Here is an 18660-nt window from a genome sequence, read left to right on the forward strand (position 1 = left end):
TTTACCTGGTGCCGGCTCGGGAACGCGTCGCCGGCCGGGTACGCCGGGGACCAACGGGGAGGGACGGGCAACCGTGAACCAGCCGCCGTCGGAGCGCACGCGAGCCGGACCCCTCCGGATCGCGATGGTGGTGCCGCCGTGGCTGTCGGTGCCGCCGCCCGGCTACGGCGGGCTGGAGAACGTGGTGGCCGGCCTGGTCGACGCGCTTGTCGAGCGCGGTCACGCGGTGACGCTGTTCGGCGCCGGCACGGAGCACGGCACCGCCGCCGAGTTCGTCTCCACCGGCCCCGAGTTGCAGTACGACCGGATGGGCGAGTCGTTGCCCGAGTTGGCCCACCTGGCGCACGTCGACCGCCTGGTGGACCCGGCCGACTTCGACCTCGTACACGATCACAGCACCATCGGTCCGATGGTGGCCGGCCGGCGTCGGGTCCCCACGGTGGCCACCGTGCACGGCAACCCCGTCGGCGAGTACGGGGCGGTGCTCAGCAACACCGACCGGGGGGTGGGCCTGATCGCGATCTCGCACGCCCAGCGCCTGGCGAACCCCGGCCTGCCCTGGGTCGGCACGGTGCACAACGCGATGCCGCTGCGGGACTTCCCGCACAAGCGGGAGCCGGGGGCCGGGCCGGTGCTCTGGCTCGCCCGGTTCAGCCCGGACAAGGGCCCCGACGTGGCGATCCGGGCCTGCCGGGCGGCCGGGCTGCCGCTCACCCTGGCCGGCAAGTGCAACGAGCCGGCCGAGCGCCGCTATCTGGAACAGGTGGTGGAGCCGCTGTTGGGCGACGACGTCAGCCTGGTGGTGAACGCGGGCCGCGGGGCGGTGCTGCGACTGCTGCTCGACGCCAGGTGCCTGATCATGCCGATCCAGTGGGCGGAGCCGTTCGGCATGGTGATGGTGGAGGCCATGGCGACCGGCACCCCGGTGGTGGCGCTGCGCCGGGGCGCGGTGCCGGAACTGGTCCGCCCCGGGGTCACCGGGCTCATCTGCGACCGCGCCGAGGAGTTGCCGGCGGCGCTGCGCGCGGCGGCCGACCTGGACCCGGCCGACTGTGTCGCGCACGTCGCGGAGAGCTTCTCGGTGGAGCGGATGGCCGTCGACCACGAGGCGGTGTACCGGGGCTTCCTGGCCGGGCGGGCTACGGCGGAGGGCCCCCGGGCGGTCGCCCGACTCGTCGCCGGGTGACAGGTCAGGTGCGGCCGGCCACGAGCGTCGCCGCGGCGGCATCGAGCTGCCGCGCGTACCCGGGGCTGATGCTGCCCTCGCGCCGACGTTCGGCGATCTTGCCGCGGAGCCGTTCCACCGCGGCGGTCACCTCGCCCTCGTCGCTCGCGGCCACCGCGTTGCGCAGCAGGTTGCGCAGGTCCACCCCGACGTCGCTGCGGATCTCACCGTCGGTCAGCCCGGCCTCGATCAGCCCGTCCACCCGCTCGGCCGCGTCGGCCGGCTCGCCGGCCGGCGCGGTCGGGCCGCCGGTGGTGGGCCGGCCGGTCGGCTCGGGCGGCGGCGTGGGGGCCGGCGCCTCGGGCTCGGGCGACGCGGTGGTGGGCGCCTCCGCCGGCCCGACGGTCGGCAGCACCCGCGGGGCGACCGGCTCGTCCGGTGTCAGCAGCGGCACCAGCAACGCGGCGGCGGCGACAAGCACCACGCCGGCACCGGCCAGCGCGAGGACCCGCCGCCGGCCCGGCGCGCCCGCCTCGGACGGCGGCGGACCGGACGGCGGTGGGCCGGACGGCGGTGGGCCGGACGGCGGTGGGCCGGACGGCGGTGGGCCGGACGGCGGTGGGCCGGACGGCGCTGGGCCGGACGGCGCTGGGCCGGACGGTGGTGGGCCGGACTGCGGCGGCGGGGCCGGCTGCGTCGAGGCCGCCTGGGGTGGCAGCGCGGGCAGCGTCATGGTCGGCGCCAGCATGGTGGCGGCCTGCGGGTCGGCGGGCAGTAGCTGGTCGCGGAGCACGGCCGCCACCCGGTGCGCGGTGGGCCGGCGCCGCGGGTCGCGGGCCAGGCAGCGTAGGCAGATCTCCGCGACCGGCCGGGGCAGCCCCGGTACGCCGTCGAGCCTGGGCGGCGCGCTCTCCGCGAGCGCGGCGCTGAGCTGCTCCCAGGTCTCCGCCGGGTACGGCGGCTGGCCGGTGAGCGTCTCGAAGAGCAGCACGCCCAACGAGTAGACGTCGGTGGCCGGCTGGGCCGGCGCCCCGTCGAGGCGTTCCGGCGCCACGTACGCCGGAGTGCCGAACGTGCCGCCGTCCTCGTCCTCGTCCGGCGCCCCGACCCGGGTGGCGATGCCGAAGTCGAGCACCTTCGCCCCGACGCCGGTCATCATCACGTTGGCCGGGGTGACGTCCCGGTGCACGATGCCGAGCCGGTGCGCCGCGGCCAGCGCCTCGGCCACCTGGGCGCCCGTCTCCACCGCGGCCGGCCAGGGCAGCGGGCCCTCGGTCAGCCGGTGCTCCAGCTCCTCGCCGCTGAGCAGCTCCATCACCACGAACGAGGTGATCGAACCGTCCGGCGCCACCGTCTCGCCGTAGTCGTGCACGGCTGTGACGTGCGGATGGTCGAGCTGGGCGGCCGAGCGGGCCTCCTCGCGCACCATGTCGCGGAACCGGGCGTCGGCGGCGAGCGAGGGGGCTAGGACCTTCACCGCCACCACCCGGTCGAGCACCTCGTCGCGGGCCCGCCAGATCACCGACATGCCGCCGGCGCCGATCCGGTCGATGAGCCGGTAACGCCGGGCCAGCAGGCGGCCGGCCTGGAGTGTCGCCATCACCTCGCACCTGCCTGGGCTCGGGAGCGCTATCAGGTTGCGGGAATGTGTCCGGGCTGTCAACGGGCGTCCGACTGCCGTCACACCCCGCGTGCCCGCAATGGCGAGGCGTGACCGAGGTGGCGGGCACCGACGACGCGGGCGGTCCGGCCGGCCGCATGCCAGGATGAGCGGCATGGCAGGCGGTCCGGTGGCGTTCGTGCTCGGCGGCGGGGGAGTGCTGGGGGCGGTGGAGGTGGGCATGCTGCGTGCCCTGTTCCGCGCCCGGATCCGGCCCGACCTGGTGCTCGGCACGTCGATCGGCGCGGTCAACGGCGCCCTGGTGGCCGCCGACCCGACCGAAGCGGTCACCGATCGGCTGGTCCGGCTCTGGGCCTCCCCGGAGGCCGGCGAGGTGTACGGCGACTCGGTCGCCCGGCAACTGCGCCGCTTCGCCGCGCGTACCCACCTGCACTCGCCGCGCCCGCTGCGCCGGCTGCTGGAGAGCGAGCTGGGCGAGGCGACCACGTTCGCCGACCTGACGGTGCCGTTCCGCTGCTGCGCCGCCAACATCGAGCGCGCCGCCGAACACTGGTTCTCCGCCGGGCCGGTGGTGCCGGCGGTGATCGCGTCCGCCTCGGTGCCCGGGCTGCTGCCGCCCGCCCAGATCGCCGGGCAGCACTACATCGACGGCGGGGTGGTCAACTCGATCCCGGTCGGCGAGGCGGTGGCGGCCGGGGCGAGGCAGATCTTCGTCCTCCAGGTGGGCCGGATCGAACGCGATCTGAGCCCGCCCCGCCGGCCCTGGGAGGTCGCCCAGGTCGCGTTCGAGGTCGCCCGCCGGCACCGGTTCGCCCGCGAGATGGCGGCGCTGCCCGACGGCGTCGAGGTGCACGTGCTGCCGACCGGCGGGCTGGATCCGCGCGACGACAGCCCGTGGGCATACCGGGACATGGCGGCGGTGGGGCGGCGGATCAGCCGGGCGTACACCGCCTCCCGCCGCTACCTGGACACCGCGCTGGAGCGCTGATGTCACTGCCACCCCGCTGGATCCGTCGGCTGCTGCTCGCGCCGGGCGTCGTGCTCCTCGCCGTTGCCGTGGTGACCACGCTGCCCGGCTGGGCGCTGCTGGCGCTGGCCGCCTCGCCGCTGGTGCCGGGGCGGCTGCGTCCGCTGCGGCTGCTCTGGATCGGCACCGTCTACCTGGTCTGGGACGCCGCGGCCCTGCTCGCCCTCTTCCTGCTCTGGCTGGCCTCCGGCTTCGGCCGGCACAAACGGTCCCCGGCCTTCCAGCGGGCGCACTACGTGGTCGCCGGCCGCTTCCTGCGGGTGCTGTTCTGGCAGGCCCGGTGGACGCTGCGGCTGAGCATCGACGTGGTCGGCACCGACCCGGACACCGCGCTGCCCGGCCGCCCCGAGCTGGTGCTCTGCCGGCACGCCGGCCCCGGTGACTCGTTCATCCTGATCCACGCGCTTGTGAACTGGTTCCACCGGGAGCCCCGGATCGTGCTCAAGGAGAGCCTCCAGTGGGACCCGGCCATCGACGTGCTGCTCAACCGGCTGCCCAACCGGTTCATCGCGCCCGGCCCGGACGGTCGGGACTCGGTGGTGCGGCAGATCGGGCACCTGGCCACCGGCCTCGACGACGACGACGCCTTCGTGATCTTCCCGGAGGGAGGCAACTTCACCCCGTCCCGCCGGCTGCGCGCGATCGCCCGGCTGCGCCGGCTCGGCCTGGAACGGATGGCGCTGCGCGCCGAACGGATGCAGCACGTGCTGGCACCCCAACCGGGTGGGCTGCTCGCCGCGCTCGACGCCGCGCCGGACGCCGGGGTGATCTTCGTGGCGCACACCGGCCTGGACCAGATGCTGACGGTCGCGGACGTGTGGCGGGAACTGCCGATGGACAAGCGGATCGTGATGCGGTTCTGGTCCGTGCCGCCCGAGGAGATCCCCGCCGGCAAGCAGGAACGCATCGACTGGCTGTTCGACTGGTGGGCCCGGATCGACAGGTGGATCGCGGCGAACCGGGACGGCGCGGCAGACGCCTGAGCGGCTTTCCCGACTGCTTCCGGCCGAGCGGCCCGAGCGCCGCGTAGGGTGCGCTGGTGGACCAGATCTGCGTGGTGACGACGGTGGTGGACGCCCGTCGGGTGGCGGACGTGTTGGCGGCTGCGGCCGTCGCCGGGCGCCTGGCGGCGTGTGCCCAGGTCGGCGGGCCGGTGGACAGCACCTACTGGTGGCAGTCGGCGATCCAGACCACCGCCGAGTGGTGGGTGCGGTTCAAGACCATGCCGGACCGGGTGGACGCGCTCGTCGACCAGCTCCGCGCCAGTCATCCGTACGAGGTGCCGGAGATCCTGGTGAGCCGGGAGGACAGCGGCAACCCCGACTACACCGCGTGGGCGCGCGAACACACCCGACCCTAGGTACGCCTACTCTGTCCGCCCGTCCCGCCGTGCACGAAGCTGGCGGGGTGGAGATCACCGGCTACCCCTGTCCCGGTTGCGGCGCCCCGGCCGACCTCGTCGCCGGATGCCGCGCCTGCGGCCGTCCGCCCTATCCGCCCGCGGCCGAGGTGGTCCGGCTGGACCGGGAGATCGCCGCGCTGACGCCGCGGGTGGACGCGGCCCGCCTCGCGTACCAGGAGTTGGCTGGCCACCTGTCCACGGCCCGGCAGCGGCGGGCGGCGCTTGCCGCCCGGATCCGCCTGGAGATCCCCGCGCCGCGCCCGGCGGCCACGGCCGTACCGATGCCGCAGGTGCGGCAGGTGCCGCCCGCCGCCGTGCCGGTCCGCCCCGGCGGCGCGGAGACCTCCACCCGGGCGGTGCAGGGTCTGCTCTTCGTCCTCGGTGGACTGCTGCTCGGCACCGCCGCGGTGGTCTTCACCGCGGTCGCCTGGGCCGCGTTCGGCGTGGCCGGCCGGGCACTGATCCTGCTGGCCGTCACCGCGCTGGCGCTCGCCGCGCCGCTGCTGGCCCGGGCGCGCGGGCTGCGCGGCACCGCCGAGACGATCGCCGCGGTCGGGCTGCTCCTGGTGCTCCTCGACGGGTACGCGGCCTGGTCGGTGAACCTGTTCGGCGTGGCCGGCTGGCCGGGCAGCCGGTATGCCGCGCTGGTCGGGGCGGTGAGCGCGGCGGTGGCGGCCGGGTACGGGCGGCTCGGCCGGCTCACCGCGCCGTGGTTCGCGGCGTGGCTTGTCGCGCAGCCGGTGCTGCCGCTGGCCGCGGTGGCGGCGAGGCCGTCGGCGGCCGGCTGGGCGATGGTCCTGACCGCGGTGGCGCTCGGCGACCTCGCGGTGGTGGTGGCCCTGCGCCGACGGATCGCCGGTGCGGTGTCGCGGCCCGGTGGCGTGGCGGCGGATGCCGCGGCACGGGCCGGGGTGGTGCTCGGCTGGTTCGGGCACGGCGTGGCGCTGGCCCTGGCGGCCGGCTGCGCGCTGGTGCCGCTGGCCGTCGGCCGGGCGGCCGGCGCCACGGTGCTGGCCGGTGGTCCGCTGCTGGTGGTGGCGCTCGTCCTGGTCACGGGCGCGTTCGCGGCGGGCGGCCGGGTGCTGCGCGCGGTGGCCACCGGGCTGCTGGTACCGGTGCTCGCCGTCGCGTTGCTGCGACCTGTCGCCGCCGTCCGTCCGGGGCTGCTGCTGCTCGCGGCCGGATTGGTGGTGGCGGCGCTTGCCGGAGCGGTGCGCGTGGTGCCGACGCGGGTGCGGACCGGCCCCCGGGTGGGCGCCCTGGCGGTGGCCGCCGGCTTCGGCCCGATCGCCGTGCTGCTGACCGGCGTGGTCGGCGCGGCCAGCGTGACCTCCTCGTTCCCGGCCTGGCAGGGCGGCCGGGACTGGCCGGTCCCGTCCTGGGGCTGGCAACTGTCGCCGGCACTGCTGCTCGTCGCCGGCGCGGTGGCGGTGCTGGTGCCCCGGGCCGCCCGGCCGCTGGTCGGGGTGGTGGCCGCCGGGCTGGCCGTCCTCGCCGCGCCGGCGGTGGCGACCACGCCCTGGCCGGCGGTGCTTGTGGCCGATCTGGCGGTGGCCGCCGCGTTGCTGCTGGGCGTCGTGGTCCGGCCGCGCCGGGGGTGGGTCACCGTGCCGGTGGCCGCGTCGATCGCCGCGCTGCTGGTCGGGCACGCGCTGCTTGTCGGCTGCGCCGCGCCGGCCGGGGCCGGCGCGGCGCTCGCGGTGACCGCCGTACTCGGCGCAACGGTGGCCGGGCTGGGCCGGCGCGGGTCGGGTGCGCAGCCGGTCGTCGCCGGGGTCGCGCTGGCCGTGGCGCTGCTCGCCGTACCGGCGGTGCTTGTCGTCGCGCTGCTCGGCCTGGGCGCGCCGCCCTGGTGGCAGCTTCGGGGCGGGGCCGCCGCCGTCGTGCTGCCGGTGGCCGCCGTCGTCGCGGTCCGCCGCCGGTGGGCCGACCTGAGCGGGTACGCCTCGACGGGGCTCGCGGTGGCGCTCGCCGGGATCGGACTCGGGCCGCTGGTCGTGGCGGGCCGGGAGCCGCTCGGGCTCTACGCCGTGGCGGGAGTGTGGCTGGCGCTTGCCGCCGGTGGCGGGGCCCGGCCGGCCGTCGTCGTGCGGGCGGTCGGCGGCGCGCTGGCCGGCCTGGCGCTGCTGGCCGTCGCCCCGGCCGCGCTTGCGGTGCTGGGGAGCCTTGTGGTGCGGCCCTGGTCCGGAGCGCCCGCCGGCACGGCGGCTCCGACGGAGACGGCGCGGGCCGGGTTGGCGTTGCTGCTCCTGGGCGCCGCCGCCGCGGCGTACACCCGGTTGGCGGCCGGTGTCCCGGCGGGCCACGCCCAGGTCGGGGCGGACCGCGCGCGGGCGGCGGGCGGCGCTCCGGTGGTCGGCCGGTGGCTGCCGGCGCTGGCCGGGCTGCCGTTCGTCGCGGTGGCCCTGCCGGTGCTGCTCGCGGCGGCCGGCACGCCCTGGCCTGCGGTGCCGGCGGCGGCGTTCGCGGCCGGGTTGGCCGCGGTGCTGACGGCCGCGGTGACCGGGGCCCGCCCGGTGGTCCCGGCGGTGCTGCTGCCGCTGGGGGCGGTGCTCGGCGGGTTCGGGTTCGCTGGGCTGCTGGCCACCCGCGCCGGGACGCTTGCCGCGCTGGGGGCGCTTGTGGTGGCCGGCGTCGTGGTGGGGGTGGCCGGCCACCCGGCCGTGGTCCGGCTCGCCGGCTGGCTGGGCGCCGTGGTCGCGGCCACCGGCTTCGCGGTCATCGCGCCGCTGGCCGCCGGCCTGCCGCTGCGTACCGCCGGGTTCACGGTGCTGGCCGTCGCGGCGGCGACCCTGCACGCGGCGCCGGCGCTGCGGGCCACCCCGCGGCTCGTCGATCTTGGACTTGTGGTCGTTCGCAGAACTCGCTATCCCGACATCGCAGGCGCCACAACTCCAAGATCGACGGAGCGGCGGGCGGAGCGGGGGGTGGAGGCGGCGGCGCACGGGGTGGCGCTGCTTGCGCTGCTGCTCGCCGGCGGGGCGCTGCGGTACGCGGCGGCGGTCTGCGTGCTGTGGGGCGCGGTGGTGGCGGTGCGGGCGCTGCGCCGGGGGGAGACGCCGGCCGGGCGGCGCCGGCTCGCGGCGGTCGCGGCCGGCAGTGAGCTGCTCGGCGGTTGGCTGCTGCTGGCCGCCGGTGGGGTGGCGGTGCTGGAGGCGTACACGGTGCCGGCGGCGGCGCTGGCCCTCGGCGCCGGCCTGGTGGCGCTGCGGCACCGACCCGGGTTGACCAGTTGGCTGGCGCTCGGGCCGGGGCTCGGCGCGGCGCTGCTGCCGAGCCTCGTCTCGGTGCTTGCCGCGCCCGACCCGCAACCGCTACGCCGGCTGCTGCTCGGCGTGGCGGCGCTCGGCGCCGTGTGCGGCGGGGCGGTTCGGCGCTGGCAGGCGCCTGTGGTGCTGGGCGCGGCGACGCTTGTGCCGCTGGCGTTGCACGAGCTGGCCCGCGGATGGGACCTGCTGCCCCGGTGGATCTTCCTCGGGCTCGGTGGGTTGCTGCTGATCGGCCTGGCGGCCACGTACGAGCGGCGTCGGCGCGACCTGACCCGGCTGCGTGCGGCGGTGGCGCGGCTGGGCTGACGTCGGTCGGCCGGTGGATCCCCGCGCCGGGCGGGGATCGCTCAGGGCGCGGTCGCCACCGGCCGGTCGGTGCGGTCGGCGAGGGCCGGGCGACGGGTCAGCACCCGCGGGCCGGCTTCCGTGACGGCGACCGTGTGTTCGGAGTGGGCGGTGCGGGAGCCGTCGGCGGAGCGGATCGTCCAGCCGTCCTCGTCGACCCGGATCTCGTCGGTGGTGCGGCAGAGCCAGGGCTCGATGGCGATGGCGAGGCCTGGGCTGAGCTTCAGGCCGCGGCCGGGTCGGCCGCTGTTCGCCACGTGCGGAGCCTCGTGCATGGTGCGCCCGATGCCGTGGCCGCCGAACTCGCCGTTGACCCGGTAGCCGTAGGAGTGTGCGACCTCGCCGATCGCGGCGGAGACGTCGCCGAGTCGGCCGCCGGGCTGGGCGGCGGCGATGCCGGCCGCCAGGGCGACCTCGGTGGCCTCGATCAGCCTCAGGTCGGCCGGGTCGGGGGTGCCGACGACGATCGAGAGCGCGGAGTCGGCCGCCCAGCCGTTGATGGTCACCGCCATGTCGAAGCTGAGCAGGTCACCGTCGCGCAGCACGTAGTCGTGCGGCAGGCCGTGCAGGACCGCGTCGTTGACCGACAGGCACAGCACGTTGCGGAACGGGCCGCGGCCGAACGAGGGGGAGTAGTCCCAGTAGCAGGACTCGGCGCCGCGCTCGGCGATCCGGCGGCGGGCGTGGTGTTCGAGGTCCATCAGGTTGACGCCGACCGCCGCGACGCCACTCAGTTCGGCGAGCAGTTCGCCGACGAACTGGCCGGTCACCGCCATTCGGGCGATCTCATCGGTGGACTTGAGCTCGATCACGGTATTTTTATACCACGTCCGTTCGTGCCGCCCGGAGCGGGCTATCCTGCTGCCATGGTGCGCCAGCCACTCACCGCCGAACAGGTCGCCGCAGGCCAGCGCCTCGGCGTCGCCCTCCGGTCCGCGCGAGCCGGCCGCAGCCTGGTCGAGGTGGCCCTGGCGGCCGGTATCTCCCCCGAGACGCTGCGCAAGATCGAGGCGGGTCGCCTGCCCGCGCCGGCGTTCGGCACGGTGGTCTGCCTCAGCCGGGCCCTCGACGTCCCCCTCGGCGACCTGGCCGACGTGTGGCTTGCCGACATGCGGGTCCGGCAGGCGTCCTGACCGATCGTGACCGATCCGGTAGGGGTAGCACCACCCCCGACCCGGGGGCTGGCGGGATTACCCAGAGCTACCGAATGTACCAAGATTGGTCACGGAGGGTCGCGCACCGGGTGTGACCCACGGCACCGGAGGGCGACATCGGATGAGTTCTTCGACGTTGACGGCATCGGCCACCCGGCGGGGCAGCGACTACGCGCGCCTGTCCCGCCGGGTCGCCGAGGCGGGGCTGTTCGACAGACGCCCCGGCCGGTACGCGGTCCGCATCGTCGGCACCCTCGGTGCCTTCCTGGCCGGCTGGGCGCTAGTGGCGGCGCTCGGCGACACCTGGTGGCAGCTACCGCTGGCGGCCGTGATGGCGGTGGCCACCACCCAGGTCGCGTTCCTCGGGCACGACGCGGGGCACCGGCAGATGTTCCGTCGGCGCGGGCCCAGCGAAGTGGCCGGCCTGGTCGCCGGCAACCTCGCCGTGGGGCTCAGCTACGGCTGGTGGGTGGACAAGCACAACCGGCACCACGCCAACCCCAACCACGCCGACGAGGACCCCGACGTCGGCGCCGGCGCGCTTGTCTGGACGTACGAGCAGGCGGCGGCGACCCGGGGCCTGAGCCGGTGGATGGCCCGGCGGCAGGCGTGGCTGTTCTTCCCGCTGCTCCTGCTGGAAGGGCTGGCGCTGCACGTGGCGAGCGTCCGGGCGCTCACCGGCCGGGAGTCGGACGGCCGGTGGCGGGTCCCGGTGCGGCACCGGGCCGTCGAGGCGCTGCTGCTCGTGGCGCACGGCATCGGCTACGTCGGCCTGCTGCTGGCGGTCATGTCCCCGGGCAAGGCCCTGCTTTTCGCCGCCGTCCACCAAGGGCTCTGGGGCCTCTACATGGGTTGCGCGTTCGCCCCCAACCACAAGGGCATGCCGATGCCCACCGCCGACGACGACCTCGACTACCTGCGCAAGCAGGTGCTCACGGCGCGCAACGTACGTGGCGGCCGGTTCGTCGACCTGGCGCTCGGCGGCCTGAACTACCAGATCGAGCACCACCTGTTCCCGAACATGCCCCGGGCCAACCTGCGCCGGGCCCAGCCGCTGGTCCGGGCGTACTGCGCCGAGCAGGGCATCCCCTACACGGAGACCGGGCTCGTCGAGTCGTACCGGCAGGGGTTGGCGCACCTGCACGACGTGGGGCGACCGCTGCGCGCGGGCTGAGCCCGGCGGGCCGGGCGGGGCGTCGGTGGGACGACCCCCGCCCGGTGTGGGCGCAGGCCGGTAGGGTCGTCGCATGGTGGACGGGCGTGACATGGTGCGGAGCGCGGCATGAGATTCGAGATCAGCAAGGTGCTTGACGCCATCGAAGGGCGGGTCTGCACCGATCCCGCGCTGGCCCGGGCCGTGGTCGACCTGGCCGAGGTGATCCGGTGGCAGAACCTGGACGGCGGCCGGCCGGCCAGCCTGCTGCGGCTCGGGATGGTGATCGACGCGCTGTCCCGGCAGATCGGTGAGGACAGCGTCCAGGTCTACGCGATCGTGCACCGGGCGCTGCTGTCCGACGCCGACCTGACCTCAAACGAGCGGATGGTGGTCCGCCGCTGGGCCGACGACGGCCTGGTCGAGGTGCTCGACCAGCCCGGGGACCGGATGCTTGAGGTGGCTGACCTGCTCGGCCTGCCGGTGCTGACCCGGGCCCGGCTGGACGGGCTCGTCGGCAGGTACCCGTGGCTCGGCCAGGCCGGCCGGGTGCTCGCCCCGGTGCCCGGCGCCGGCGGGCCGGTGTTCATCGCGCACGTCGGCGGCGGCCAGGATCCGAGCACCGGCAGCCGCTCGCCGGCCGGGGTGAAACTGCTCTCCCGCAAGTGGCGCTGCCCCGAGCCGGGGTGCGCGTTGTTCGGTGGGGGCGGCGGCGCCTTCGCCGACCTGGCCGCGATCGACCGGGTCCCGTCCGAGCAGCCGCCGCCCACGCTGCGCACCGGCGCGCCGACCTGCCCCCGGCACGGCAGCCGCCTCTCCGACGCCGGGCAGCGCCCGCGCAGCGAGGTGCTGGCGGTGCGGATCGGCGGGCTGGTGCGCAAGCGGTTCGTGCTCACCGAAGCCGACCCGGTGGCGGTCGGGCGGGCGCCTGACGGCCCCGGTGGGGTGCAGCTCGGCCAGTGGCTCAACGACGAGGCCCGGCGCTGGATCAGCCGCAGCCACGTCCGATTCGACCTGGGGCGCGCAGGCGAGGTGGTGGTCACCGACACCAGCACCAACGGCTCCGGCATCCGGCCGGGCGGGTCCATGGTCGAGACGGACCGCATCGCGCTGCCCCCGCAGCAGTCCCGGACGCTCGGCGAGGGCGACCTGATCGAGCTCTACCCGGGCGTGCAGGTGGGCCGGGCCGCCGAGACGACGAGCGACGCGACGTACGCCCCGAACTCGGTGATGGCCGAGGCGCCGACCATGGCGATGCGGCTGCCGCGCCCCTGACCCCGATGCGAAGGGCGCCGGGACCGTCGTGGTCCCGGCGCCCTTTTTCGAGGTACGGGGATCAGCCGGCCAGGACGGCGGCGAGCTGCGCCACCGCGTGGTCGATCTCGTCGGCGGTGATCACCAGCGGCGGAGCGAGCCGGATGGTCGAGCCGTGGGTGTCCTTGGCGAGCACACCGCGCTCCATCAGCCGCTCGCACGCCTGCCGGCCGGTCATCAGCGCCGGGTCGATGTCGACGCCGGCCCAGAGGCCGCGCACCCGGACGGCGACGAGGCCCTTGCCGAGCAGCCCGTCCAGGCCGGTCCGCAGCCGCTCGCCCAGCTCGGCGGAGCGCCGCTGGAACTCGCCGGTGGCGAGCAGCCGGACCACCTCGGTGGCGACCGCGCACGCGAGCGGGTTGCCGCCGAACGTCGAGCCGTGCTGGCCCGGCTGGAGCACCCCGAGCACGTCGGCGTTCGCGGCGACCGCCGAGACCGGCACGATGCCGCCGCCGAGCGCCTTGCCCAGCAGGTACATGTCCGGGACGACGCCCTCCAGGTCGCAGGCGAACGTCGTGCCGGTCCGGCCCAGGCCGGACTGGATCTCGTCGGCGACGAACAGCACGTCGCGTTCGGTGCAGACCTCGCGCACGCCGGGCAGGTAGCCCGCCGGCGGCACCACGACGCCCTGCTCGCCCTGGATCGGCTCCAGCAGCACGGCCACCGTGTTCTCGTCGATCGCCGCCGTCAACGCGGCCAGGTCGCCGTAGGGAACCACGGTGAAGCCCGGCGTGTACGGCCCGAAGTCGGCGCGGGCGTCCTCATCGGTGGAGAAGCTGACGATGGTGGTGGTGCGGCCGTGGAAGTTCCCCTCCGCCACCACGATGTTGGCCCGGCCCGGGGCGACGCCCTTGACCTGGTAGCCCCACTTGCGGGCGACCTTGATGCCGGTCTCCACCGCCTCGGCGCCGGTGTTCATCGGCAGCACCAGCTCCTTGCCGCAGAGCGCGGCGAGTTCCCGGCAGAAGTCGGCGAACTGGTCGTGGATGAACGCGCGGCTCGTAAGCGTGAGCCGGTCGAGCTGCGCGTGCGCGGCCCCGATCAGCGTCGGGTGCCGGTGACCGAAGTTCAGCGCCGAGTAGCCGGCCAGGCAGTCCAGGTAGCGGCGGCCGTCCACGTCGGTGAGCCAGGCGCCCTCGGCCGACGAGATCACCACGGGCAGCGGGTGGTAGTTGTGCGCCGTGTGGCGCTCCGCGTCCCGGACCGCCGAGGGCGTCCGCAGCATGTCGTCGATGATCACTTGATCGCCTTTCCCTGACGGAGTCGCAACGTGCAGCACTTCGGTCCGCCGCCGGCCTTACGCAGCTCGGACAGGTCGATCCCGATCGTCTCGTAACCCCGGTCACGCAGCTTCGCGGCCAGGTCGGTGGCCTGCGCCGGCAGCACCACGTGCCGGCCGTCGCTCACCGCGTTCAGGCCGAGCACCTCGGCGTCGGCAAGGGTGGCGTGGATGGCGTCCGGGAAGAGCCGGCGCAGCACCGCCCGGCTGCCCGCGGAGAACGCCTCCGGCAGGTACGCCACGGTCCGCTCGTCGAGCACGGTGAGCGCGGTGTCCAGGTGGTAGAAGCGGGGGTCCACCAACTGCATGGTCACCACCGGATAGCCGAAGACCTCCTGGAGCTGCGCGTGCGAGGCGTGCGCGGTGCGGAACCCGGTGCCGGCGAGCAGGTGCTCACCGACCAGCAGGACGTCGCCCTCACCCTCGTTGACGTGCTTCGGGTCGTACATCTCGAAGCCGGCGGTCTCGAACCAGGCCCGGTAGGCGGGGGCCTCGTCGGCGCGCTGCGGGTCGCGGAACTGCACCGCCATCGCCTTCTCGTCGATGACCGTGCCGCCGTTGGCCGCGAAGACCATGTCTGGCAGGCCGGCGACCGGTTCGATCAGTTCGACCTCGTGGCCCAGGTCGACGTACGTCTGCCGGAGCTGCTCCCACTGCCGGATCGCCAGGGCGGCGTCGACCGGGGCGGTGGGATCCATCCAGGGGTTGATCGCGTAGTCGACGGCGAAGTACGTCGGCCGGCACATCAGAAAGCGCTGGCGGGTGGCGTCCATCGTCATGTGGTGCTCCCAGGGTCGGGCGCGCCCGGCCACGGTCGGCCCACGGGCTGGCGCCGTGGCTCAACCGTATGCGCCCCGGTGCGACGACATCCACCGCGAGAACTTGCGTAGAGCAGCGAATCGTTGCGTGTGCGGGTCCAGCCCCAACGGTTCATTGCGTCTACGCTCGCTGGGCTGGCTCGCTGGCTGGCTGGCTCGCTGGCCTGCGCGCTGGGCTGGCTGGCTCGCGGCGCTTGTCGAGCCGGTTGGGCTCGCGCCGCTTGTTGGGCTGGCTGGGCTCGCGCCGCTTGTCGAGCCGGTTGGGCCCGTTGGGCCTCGCCACTTCGGCGAGGTGGCGGCATCAGACCGCTCTGGTTGCCGCCACTCCGGCGAACTGGCGCCCACGCCTCAAACTCCCACCAGCAGAGATGATTGTTCCGCTTGCTGAGATGGTCGGAGATCTTGGAAGAATTGTGCCCCTCTGGGGGCCGCTCGCTTCCAAGATCTCCCGCGAGCCGCGAGCCGCGAGCCGCGAGCCGCGAGCCGCGAGCCGGGTGGGGCGGAGACACACTTCGGGGGCGGCGAACCGCCGCCCCCGAAAGATGTGTTGCCCGGCCGGTGAACCACCGGAGTTGGTCGGGCTGCCGGCGCTGCCGGTGATCGCAACAGTGCCCGTCAGAATCGATCGGCAAACTGTGAGTCAAGCCACTCGCGGAACCGACTCACCCACTCGCCGTCCGTGGTCGGCCAGTCGAACTGCCCGGTCATCGCCACCACGCCGAGCACCACGGCGGCCAGGCCGACCACGATGCCGATCAACGCGTCGGTCTTGCCGGCCACGTGCCGGCGCCGGGTGGCGATCAGACCCAGCACGGCGAGCACCGCGCCGACCGCGCCGAGCCCGATGCCGTAGCCGGCCAGGGTGCCGGAGAGCACGAAGAGCGCACCGGCCACGGACACGATCAGGCCGAGCGTGGCGAGCAGGCTGGCCCGCGGTCGCTTGGTGGTGTACGGCTCCGGCCGGTCCAACCCGGGTTCCCGGTCGACCGGACGGTCCGGCCTGCCGTCCCGGTTCAGGTCCAGGGTGCGGTCCGCGGCCGGCTGGGTCACCGTACCGGCGGTCCGGGTGTCGGCCCCGGCGGTCCGGGTGTCGGTCACTGTCCCGGCGTCGCGGGTGTCGGATCCGGCGGTCCGGGTGTCGGTCATCGCTCCGGTGGTCCGGGTGTCGGTTCCGGCGGTCCGGGTGTCGGCCCCGGCGGTCCGGGTGTCGGTCACCGTCCCGGCGTCGCGGGCGTCGGCGCGCTCGGTCCGGCTGTCGGTCGCCGGGCCTGGGGTCCGGGTGTCGGTGTCCGGGCGGTGGCCGGTGAGCGCGCGGGCCGCGGCGCCCCGGTCGGCCGCGCGCCGCCGCGCGTCGTCGTCCGGCTCGCTCGCCGTCGCCGGGGCGGCGGTGCGTGCGTCGTCGGTCATCGTCGCGGCGTCCCGGGCGCGCTCGCCCTCGCTGGCCGTGGCCGCGCTGCGGTACGTGGTCCGCTCCGCGTCGCGATCGGTGGCGACCGGGGGGCCGGCCGTCGTCTCGTCGGCGGTCCGGTCGCGGTCGTCGACCACGCCGTCGCCGTTCACGTCGTCTCGCGCCGAGCCGTTCCGGCGGGACAGGATCTTCATGGTGGCACCTCCTTGTCCAGGCGCGGCGGCCGCGCATGACAGAAAGGAGGTACCCCGGCGCGCGGAAGTCGACACCCGGACGGGTGCCGACTCCCGCCGAGCGTCAGGACTGGGTGCGGGACCACTGCTGGTTGGTGCCGCTCCCACAGGTGTACTGCTGGACGTCCGCGCCGTCGCCGGTGGCGGAGTTGACCACGTCCAGGCACTTGCCGCTGTGCCGGGCCCGGAGCTGGAACCAACTGCCGAGCGCGGCCCACTGCCACTGCTGGTTGGCGCCGCTGCCGCAGGTGTACTGGATGATGTTGGCGCCGTCGGCGGTGGACGCGTTGGCGACGTCGAGACACTTGCCACTGTTGGCGTTGACGAGGCGGAACCAGCCGCCGCCGGCGTCCTGGAACTCCCACCGCTGGTTGCCGCCGCCGTTCCACGCCCACTGCTTGACCTCGGCGTTGTTCGCGGTGGAGTTGTCCATCACGTCCAGCACCCGGCCGCTGTGCCGGGCGGTGACGCGGTAGGAGGTGGGCGCGCTGCCGGTGACCGTCCCGGCGGCCGTGTCGGTCGTGACGGACGGATACCAGGTCAGGCTCATGCTGGTGGCGGTCGGGAAGCTGATCGGCAGCCACACGTACTGCGAGTCGTTGGCCGGCCCGCCCCAGGCCCCCGCCCATCTGTCACCCAGATAGAGGTAGCTGGTGGTGGAGGTGCCCTGGATCGGCAGCACGAAGGCCGGCTGGGAGCTGAAGGTGGTGTTGTTGCCCACGTCGGTCCAGCCGCTCCACGGTCCCGAGATGCTCGTCGCGGTGGCGTACCTGGCCTGGTTCGGGCTCCAGCCGGTCGCCGCCGACGTCAGCAGGAAGTAGGTGCTGCCCCGCTTGAACATCGCCGGCGCCTCGCGGGTCGCGCCGGCCCAGAAGTTGCCCACCAGGCCGGCGACGTTGAGATAGTCCGAGGTGAGCCGGTAGATGTGCAGATCGCGGTTCTCGTTGGCGGCCGAGATCATGTACGCGGTGCCGTTGTCGTTGTAGAGCGTGATGTCCCGCGACATGTGCTGCCCGAGCGGCCGGAAGCTGCCGTGGTAGGTGTAGTTGCCGTCCACCGTGGCCGACGAGGCGACGGCCGCCCGCGCCTCGTTGTAGTCAGACCCGTTCTCCTTGTGCATCCACATCACGAACCGGCCGGTGCTCGCGTTGTAGATGACCTTCGGCCGCTCGATGTTGGATCGTTGCAGCTCGGTGGCCGACGACTGGGTGAGGACGTTGTTGCGGAACTCCCAGGTGCGCAGGTCGGTGGAGCGGTAGACGGACACCGCCCGGAAGGTGTTGTCCGGATTACGGTTCTCGCCGAACCAGTAGTAGTAGTTGTCGACCTTGAGGACGCCGCCGCCGTGGGCGTGCACCACGGCGCCGCTCGTGTCGGTGAACTGCGTGCCGTTGGTGACGGTCACCGGCGCCGCCAGCGCGCCCGTGGGTGGCCCGACCACCGTCGCCACGGCCACGGCCAGCGCCACGCCGACCGCCAGGAGCCGTCCCCTTCTGCTCATCCGACCGTCCCCGGCATTGGGTAGCGCCCGCATGCCGGTCACCTGCCGCAGACCGGCGTGATGGCGGTGGGCGCCGTGCTTGACGCCACGTACAGGCCGAACGACGTCGAGGCGCCCGGGGCCAGCGTCCCGTTCCAGGAGGCGTTGCGGACCGCGACGTTCTGACCGCTGCCCTCCGCCACCCCGCCCCAGACCGTCTGGATGCGCTCGTCACCGGACCACCGCCACGACACGAGCCAGCCGCGGGTCGGCTCGGTCCCGGTGTTCCGCACGGTGACCGTGGCGATGAAACCGCCGTACCACTGATTGTCGATCGTGGCCGACGCGGCGCACGTCGACAGCGTCCGGCCCGGGCCGCCGATAAAGTACGGATCCCGCGTGCCGTGCGTGTCGCTGAACCGGAACCAGTAGTCGGTGCCGGGCGTCAGCCCGTCGATGGTCACGTCCCCGGAGCGCTCCGGCCCGGAGACGGCCTCGGCCACCGGATCGCGCCACGCGGTGGCGTCCTCCCGGCTGGCGAAGAGGGTGACGAGCATCGGCGCGTCGTAGCCGCAGGGCGGGAAGAGAATCAGCGAGTAGGTGATGGTGAGGCTGGTCATGGTGGCACCGCTCACCCGGCCGCCGACCGGCAGTGCCGGCGGGCACGTCAGCGTCGGGCCGGGCGTCGGCGTCGCGCCGGGAGTCGGCGTCGCCGCCGCGACGGCGGGCGGCTGGACGGTCGGCGGCTGGACGGCCCCGGCCGAGGTGGCCAGGCCGGTCAGGGTGAGCGCGGCGGCCAGAGCCGCGCCGAGCGTACGAAGCATCTGTTTCTCCTGCACTGAGAGCCCCGCCCCGCGGCGTGATCGGCGGGAATGGCGGCACGGCGGACTGCCGGAGAGGGACTGCCCGGCGCCGGGTGGCGCACCACCCCGCGCGTCACTCTCCTGCTGGATCGAGCGGCTCGCACCGGCTCCCGAGCGCGACTGGAGTCA

Annotated in this window: 15 protein-coding genes; 8 read left to right on the plus strand and 7 right to left on the minus strand. The window is 74.8% G+C overall.

Translation table 11 applies throughout. The features are described 5' to 3' along the window. Nucleotides 1-124: 124 nt before the first annotated feature. On the plus strand, nucleotides 125-1186 hold the full coding sequence (locus SM450_RS17100) for a glycosyltransferase family 4 protein (RefSeq protein ID WP_474620760.1): 1062 nt from the start codon (nucleotides 125-127) through the stop codon (nucleotides 1184-1186). A gap of 4 nt (nucleotides 1187-1190) precedes the next feature. Here SM450_RS17100 and SM450_RS17105 read toward each other — a convergent pair whose 3' ends face one another. Further along, complete coding sequence (locus SM450_RS17105; protein WP_474620703.1) at nucleotides 1191-2765, minus strand: serine/threonine-protein kinase; 1575 nt, start codon at nucleotides 2763-2765, stop codon at nucleotides 1191-1193. Between the two features lie 175 nt (nucleotides 2766-2940). Between SM450_RS17105 and SM450_RS17110 the strand changes: the two genes are divergently transcribed. From SM450_RS17110 to SM450_RS17125, 4 genes are read left to right on the plus strand one after another with little or no spacing between them, the layout of a single operon-like run. Beyond that, nucleotides 2941-3774, plus strand: coding sequence for a patatin-like phospholipase family protein (locus tag SM450_RS17110; protein ID WP_474620704.1), 834 nt, complete (start codon nucleotides 2941-2943; stop codon nucleotides 3772-3774). After that, a complete protein-coding gene (locus SM450_RS17115; RefSeq protein WP_474620705.1) occupies nucleotides 3774-4796 on the plus strand; it encodes a 1-acyl-sn-glycerol-3-phosphate acyltransferase in 1023 nt (340 codons plus the stop codon). The genes SM450_RS17110 and SM450_RS17115 overlap by 1 nt, the downstream gene beginning before the upstream one ends. 56 nt (nucleotides 4797-4852) lie before the next feature. Continuing rightward, the gene (cutA, locus tag SM450_RS17120) at nucleotides 4853-5173 is read left to right on the plus strand and encodes a divalent-cation tolerance protein CutA (RefSeq protein ID WP_474620706.1); all 321 of its coding nucleotides are present in this window, start codon (nucleotides 4853-4855) and stop codon (nucleotides 5171-5173) included. A 47-nt stretch (nucleotides 5174-5220) separates the two neighbouring features. Beyond that, entirely contained in the window at nucleotides 5221-8790 is a 3570-nt protein-coding gene (locus SM450_RS17125; protein WP_474620761.1) for an SCO7613 C-terminal domain-containing membrane protein, read from the plus strand. A 41-nt stretch (nucleotides 8791-8831) separates the two neighbouring features. Here the strand turns inward: SM450_RS17125 and map are convergent, their stop codons facing one another. After that, entirely contained in the window at nucleotides 8832-9641 is an 810-nt protein-coding gene (gene map, locus SM450_RS17130; RefSeq protein WP_474620707.1) for a type I methionyl aminopeptidase, read from the minus strand. A gap of 54 nt (nucleotides 9642-9695) precedes the next feature. Between map and SM450_RS17135 the strand changes: the two genes are divergently transcribed. The 3 genes from SM450_RS17135 to SM450_RS17145 all read left to right on the plus strand — a co-directional run bounded on the left by SM450_RS17135 (nucleotide 9696) and on the right by SM450_RS17145 (nucleotide 12411). Beyond that, nucleotides 9696-9962, plus strand: coding sequence for a helix-turn-helix domain-containing protein (locus SM450_RS17135; RefSeq protein WP_474620708.1), 267 nt, complete (start codon nucleotides 9696-9698; stop codon nucleotides 9960-9962). Nucleotides 9963-10104: 142 nt separating this feature from the next. Next, on the plus strand, nucleotides 10105-11157 hold the full coding sequence (locus SM450_RS17140; RefSeq protein WP_474620709.1) for a fatty acid desaturase family protein: 1053 nt from the start codon (nucleotides 10105-10107) through the stop codon (nucleotides 11155-11157). Nucleotides 11158-11265: 108 nt separating this feature from the next. Next, nucleotides 11266-12411, plus strand: coding sequence for an FHA domain-containing protein (locus tag SM450_RS17145; RefSeq protein WP_474620710.1), 1146 nt, complete (start codon nucleotides 11266-11268; stop codon nucleotides 12409-12411). Nucleotides 12412-12472: 61 nt separating this feature from the next. On the opposite strand, the gene rocD is transcribed toward SM450_RS17145, so the two are convergent. The 5 genes from rocD to SM450_RS17170 form a co-directional block, all read right to left on the minus strand. Then, on the minus strand, nucleotides 12473-13687 hold the full coding sequence (rocD, locus tag SM450_RS17150; RefSeq protein WP_474620762.1) for an ornithine--oxo-acid transaminase: 1215 nt from the start codon (nucleotides 13685-13687) through the stop codon (nucleotides 12473-12475). Then, entirely contained in the window at nucleotides 13687-14502 is an 816-nt protein-coding gene (gene ddaH, locus SM450_RS17155) for a dimethylargininase (RefSeq protein ID WP_474620763.1), read from the minus strand. Before ddaH ends, rocD begins: the two co-directional genes overlap by 1 nt. 660 nt (nucleotides 14503-15162) lie before the next feature. Beyond that, entirely contained in the window at nucleotides 15163-16149 is a 987-nt protein-coding gene (locus tag SM450_RS17160; protein ID WP_474620711.1) for a thrombospondin, read from the minus strand. Between the two features lie 103 nt (nucleotides 16150-16252). Beyond that, entirely contained in the window at nucleotides 16253-17689 is a 1437-nt protein-coding gene (locus tag SM450_RS17165; RefSeq protein ID WP_474620712.1) for an RICIN domain-containing protein, read from the minus strand. Between the two features lie 38 nt (nucleotides 17690-17727). Next, on the minus strand, nucleotides 17728-18492 hold the full coding sequence (locus tag SM450_RS17170; protein WP_474620713.1) for a cellulose binding domain-containing protein: 765 nt from the start codon (nucleotides 18490-18492) through the stop codon (nucleotides 17728-17730). Nucleotides 18493-18660: the final 168 nt, after the last annotated feature.

This window comes from Micromonospora marincola, assembly GCF_056150385.1.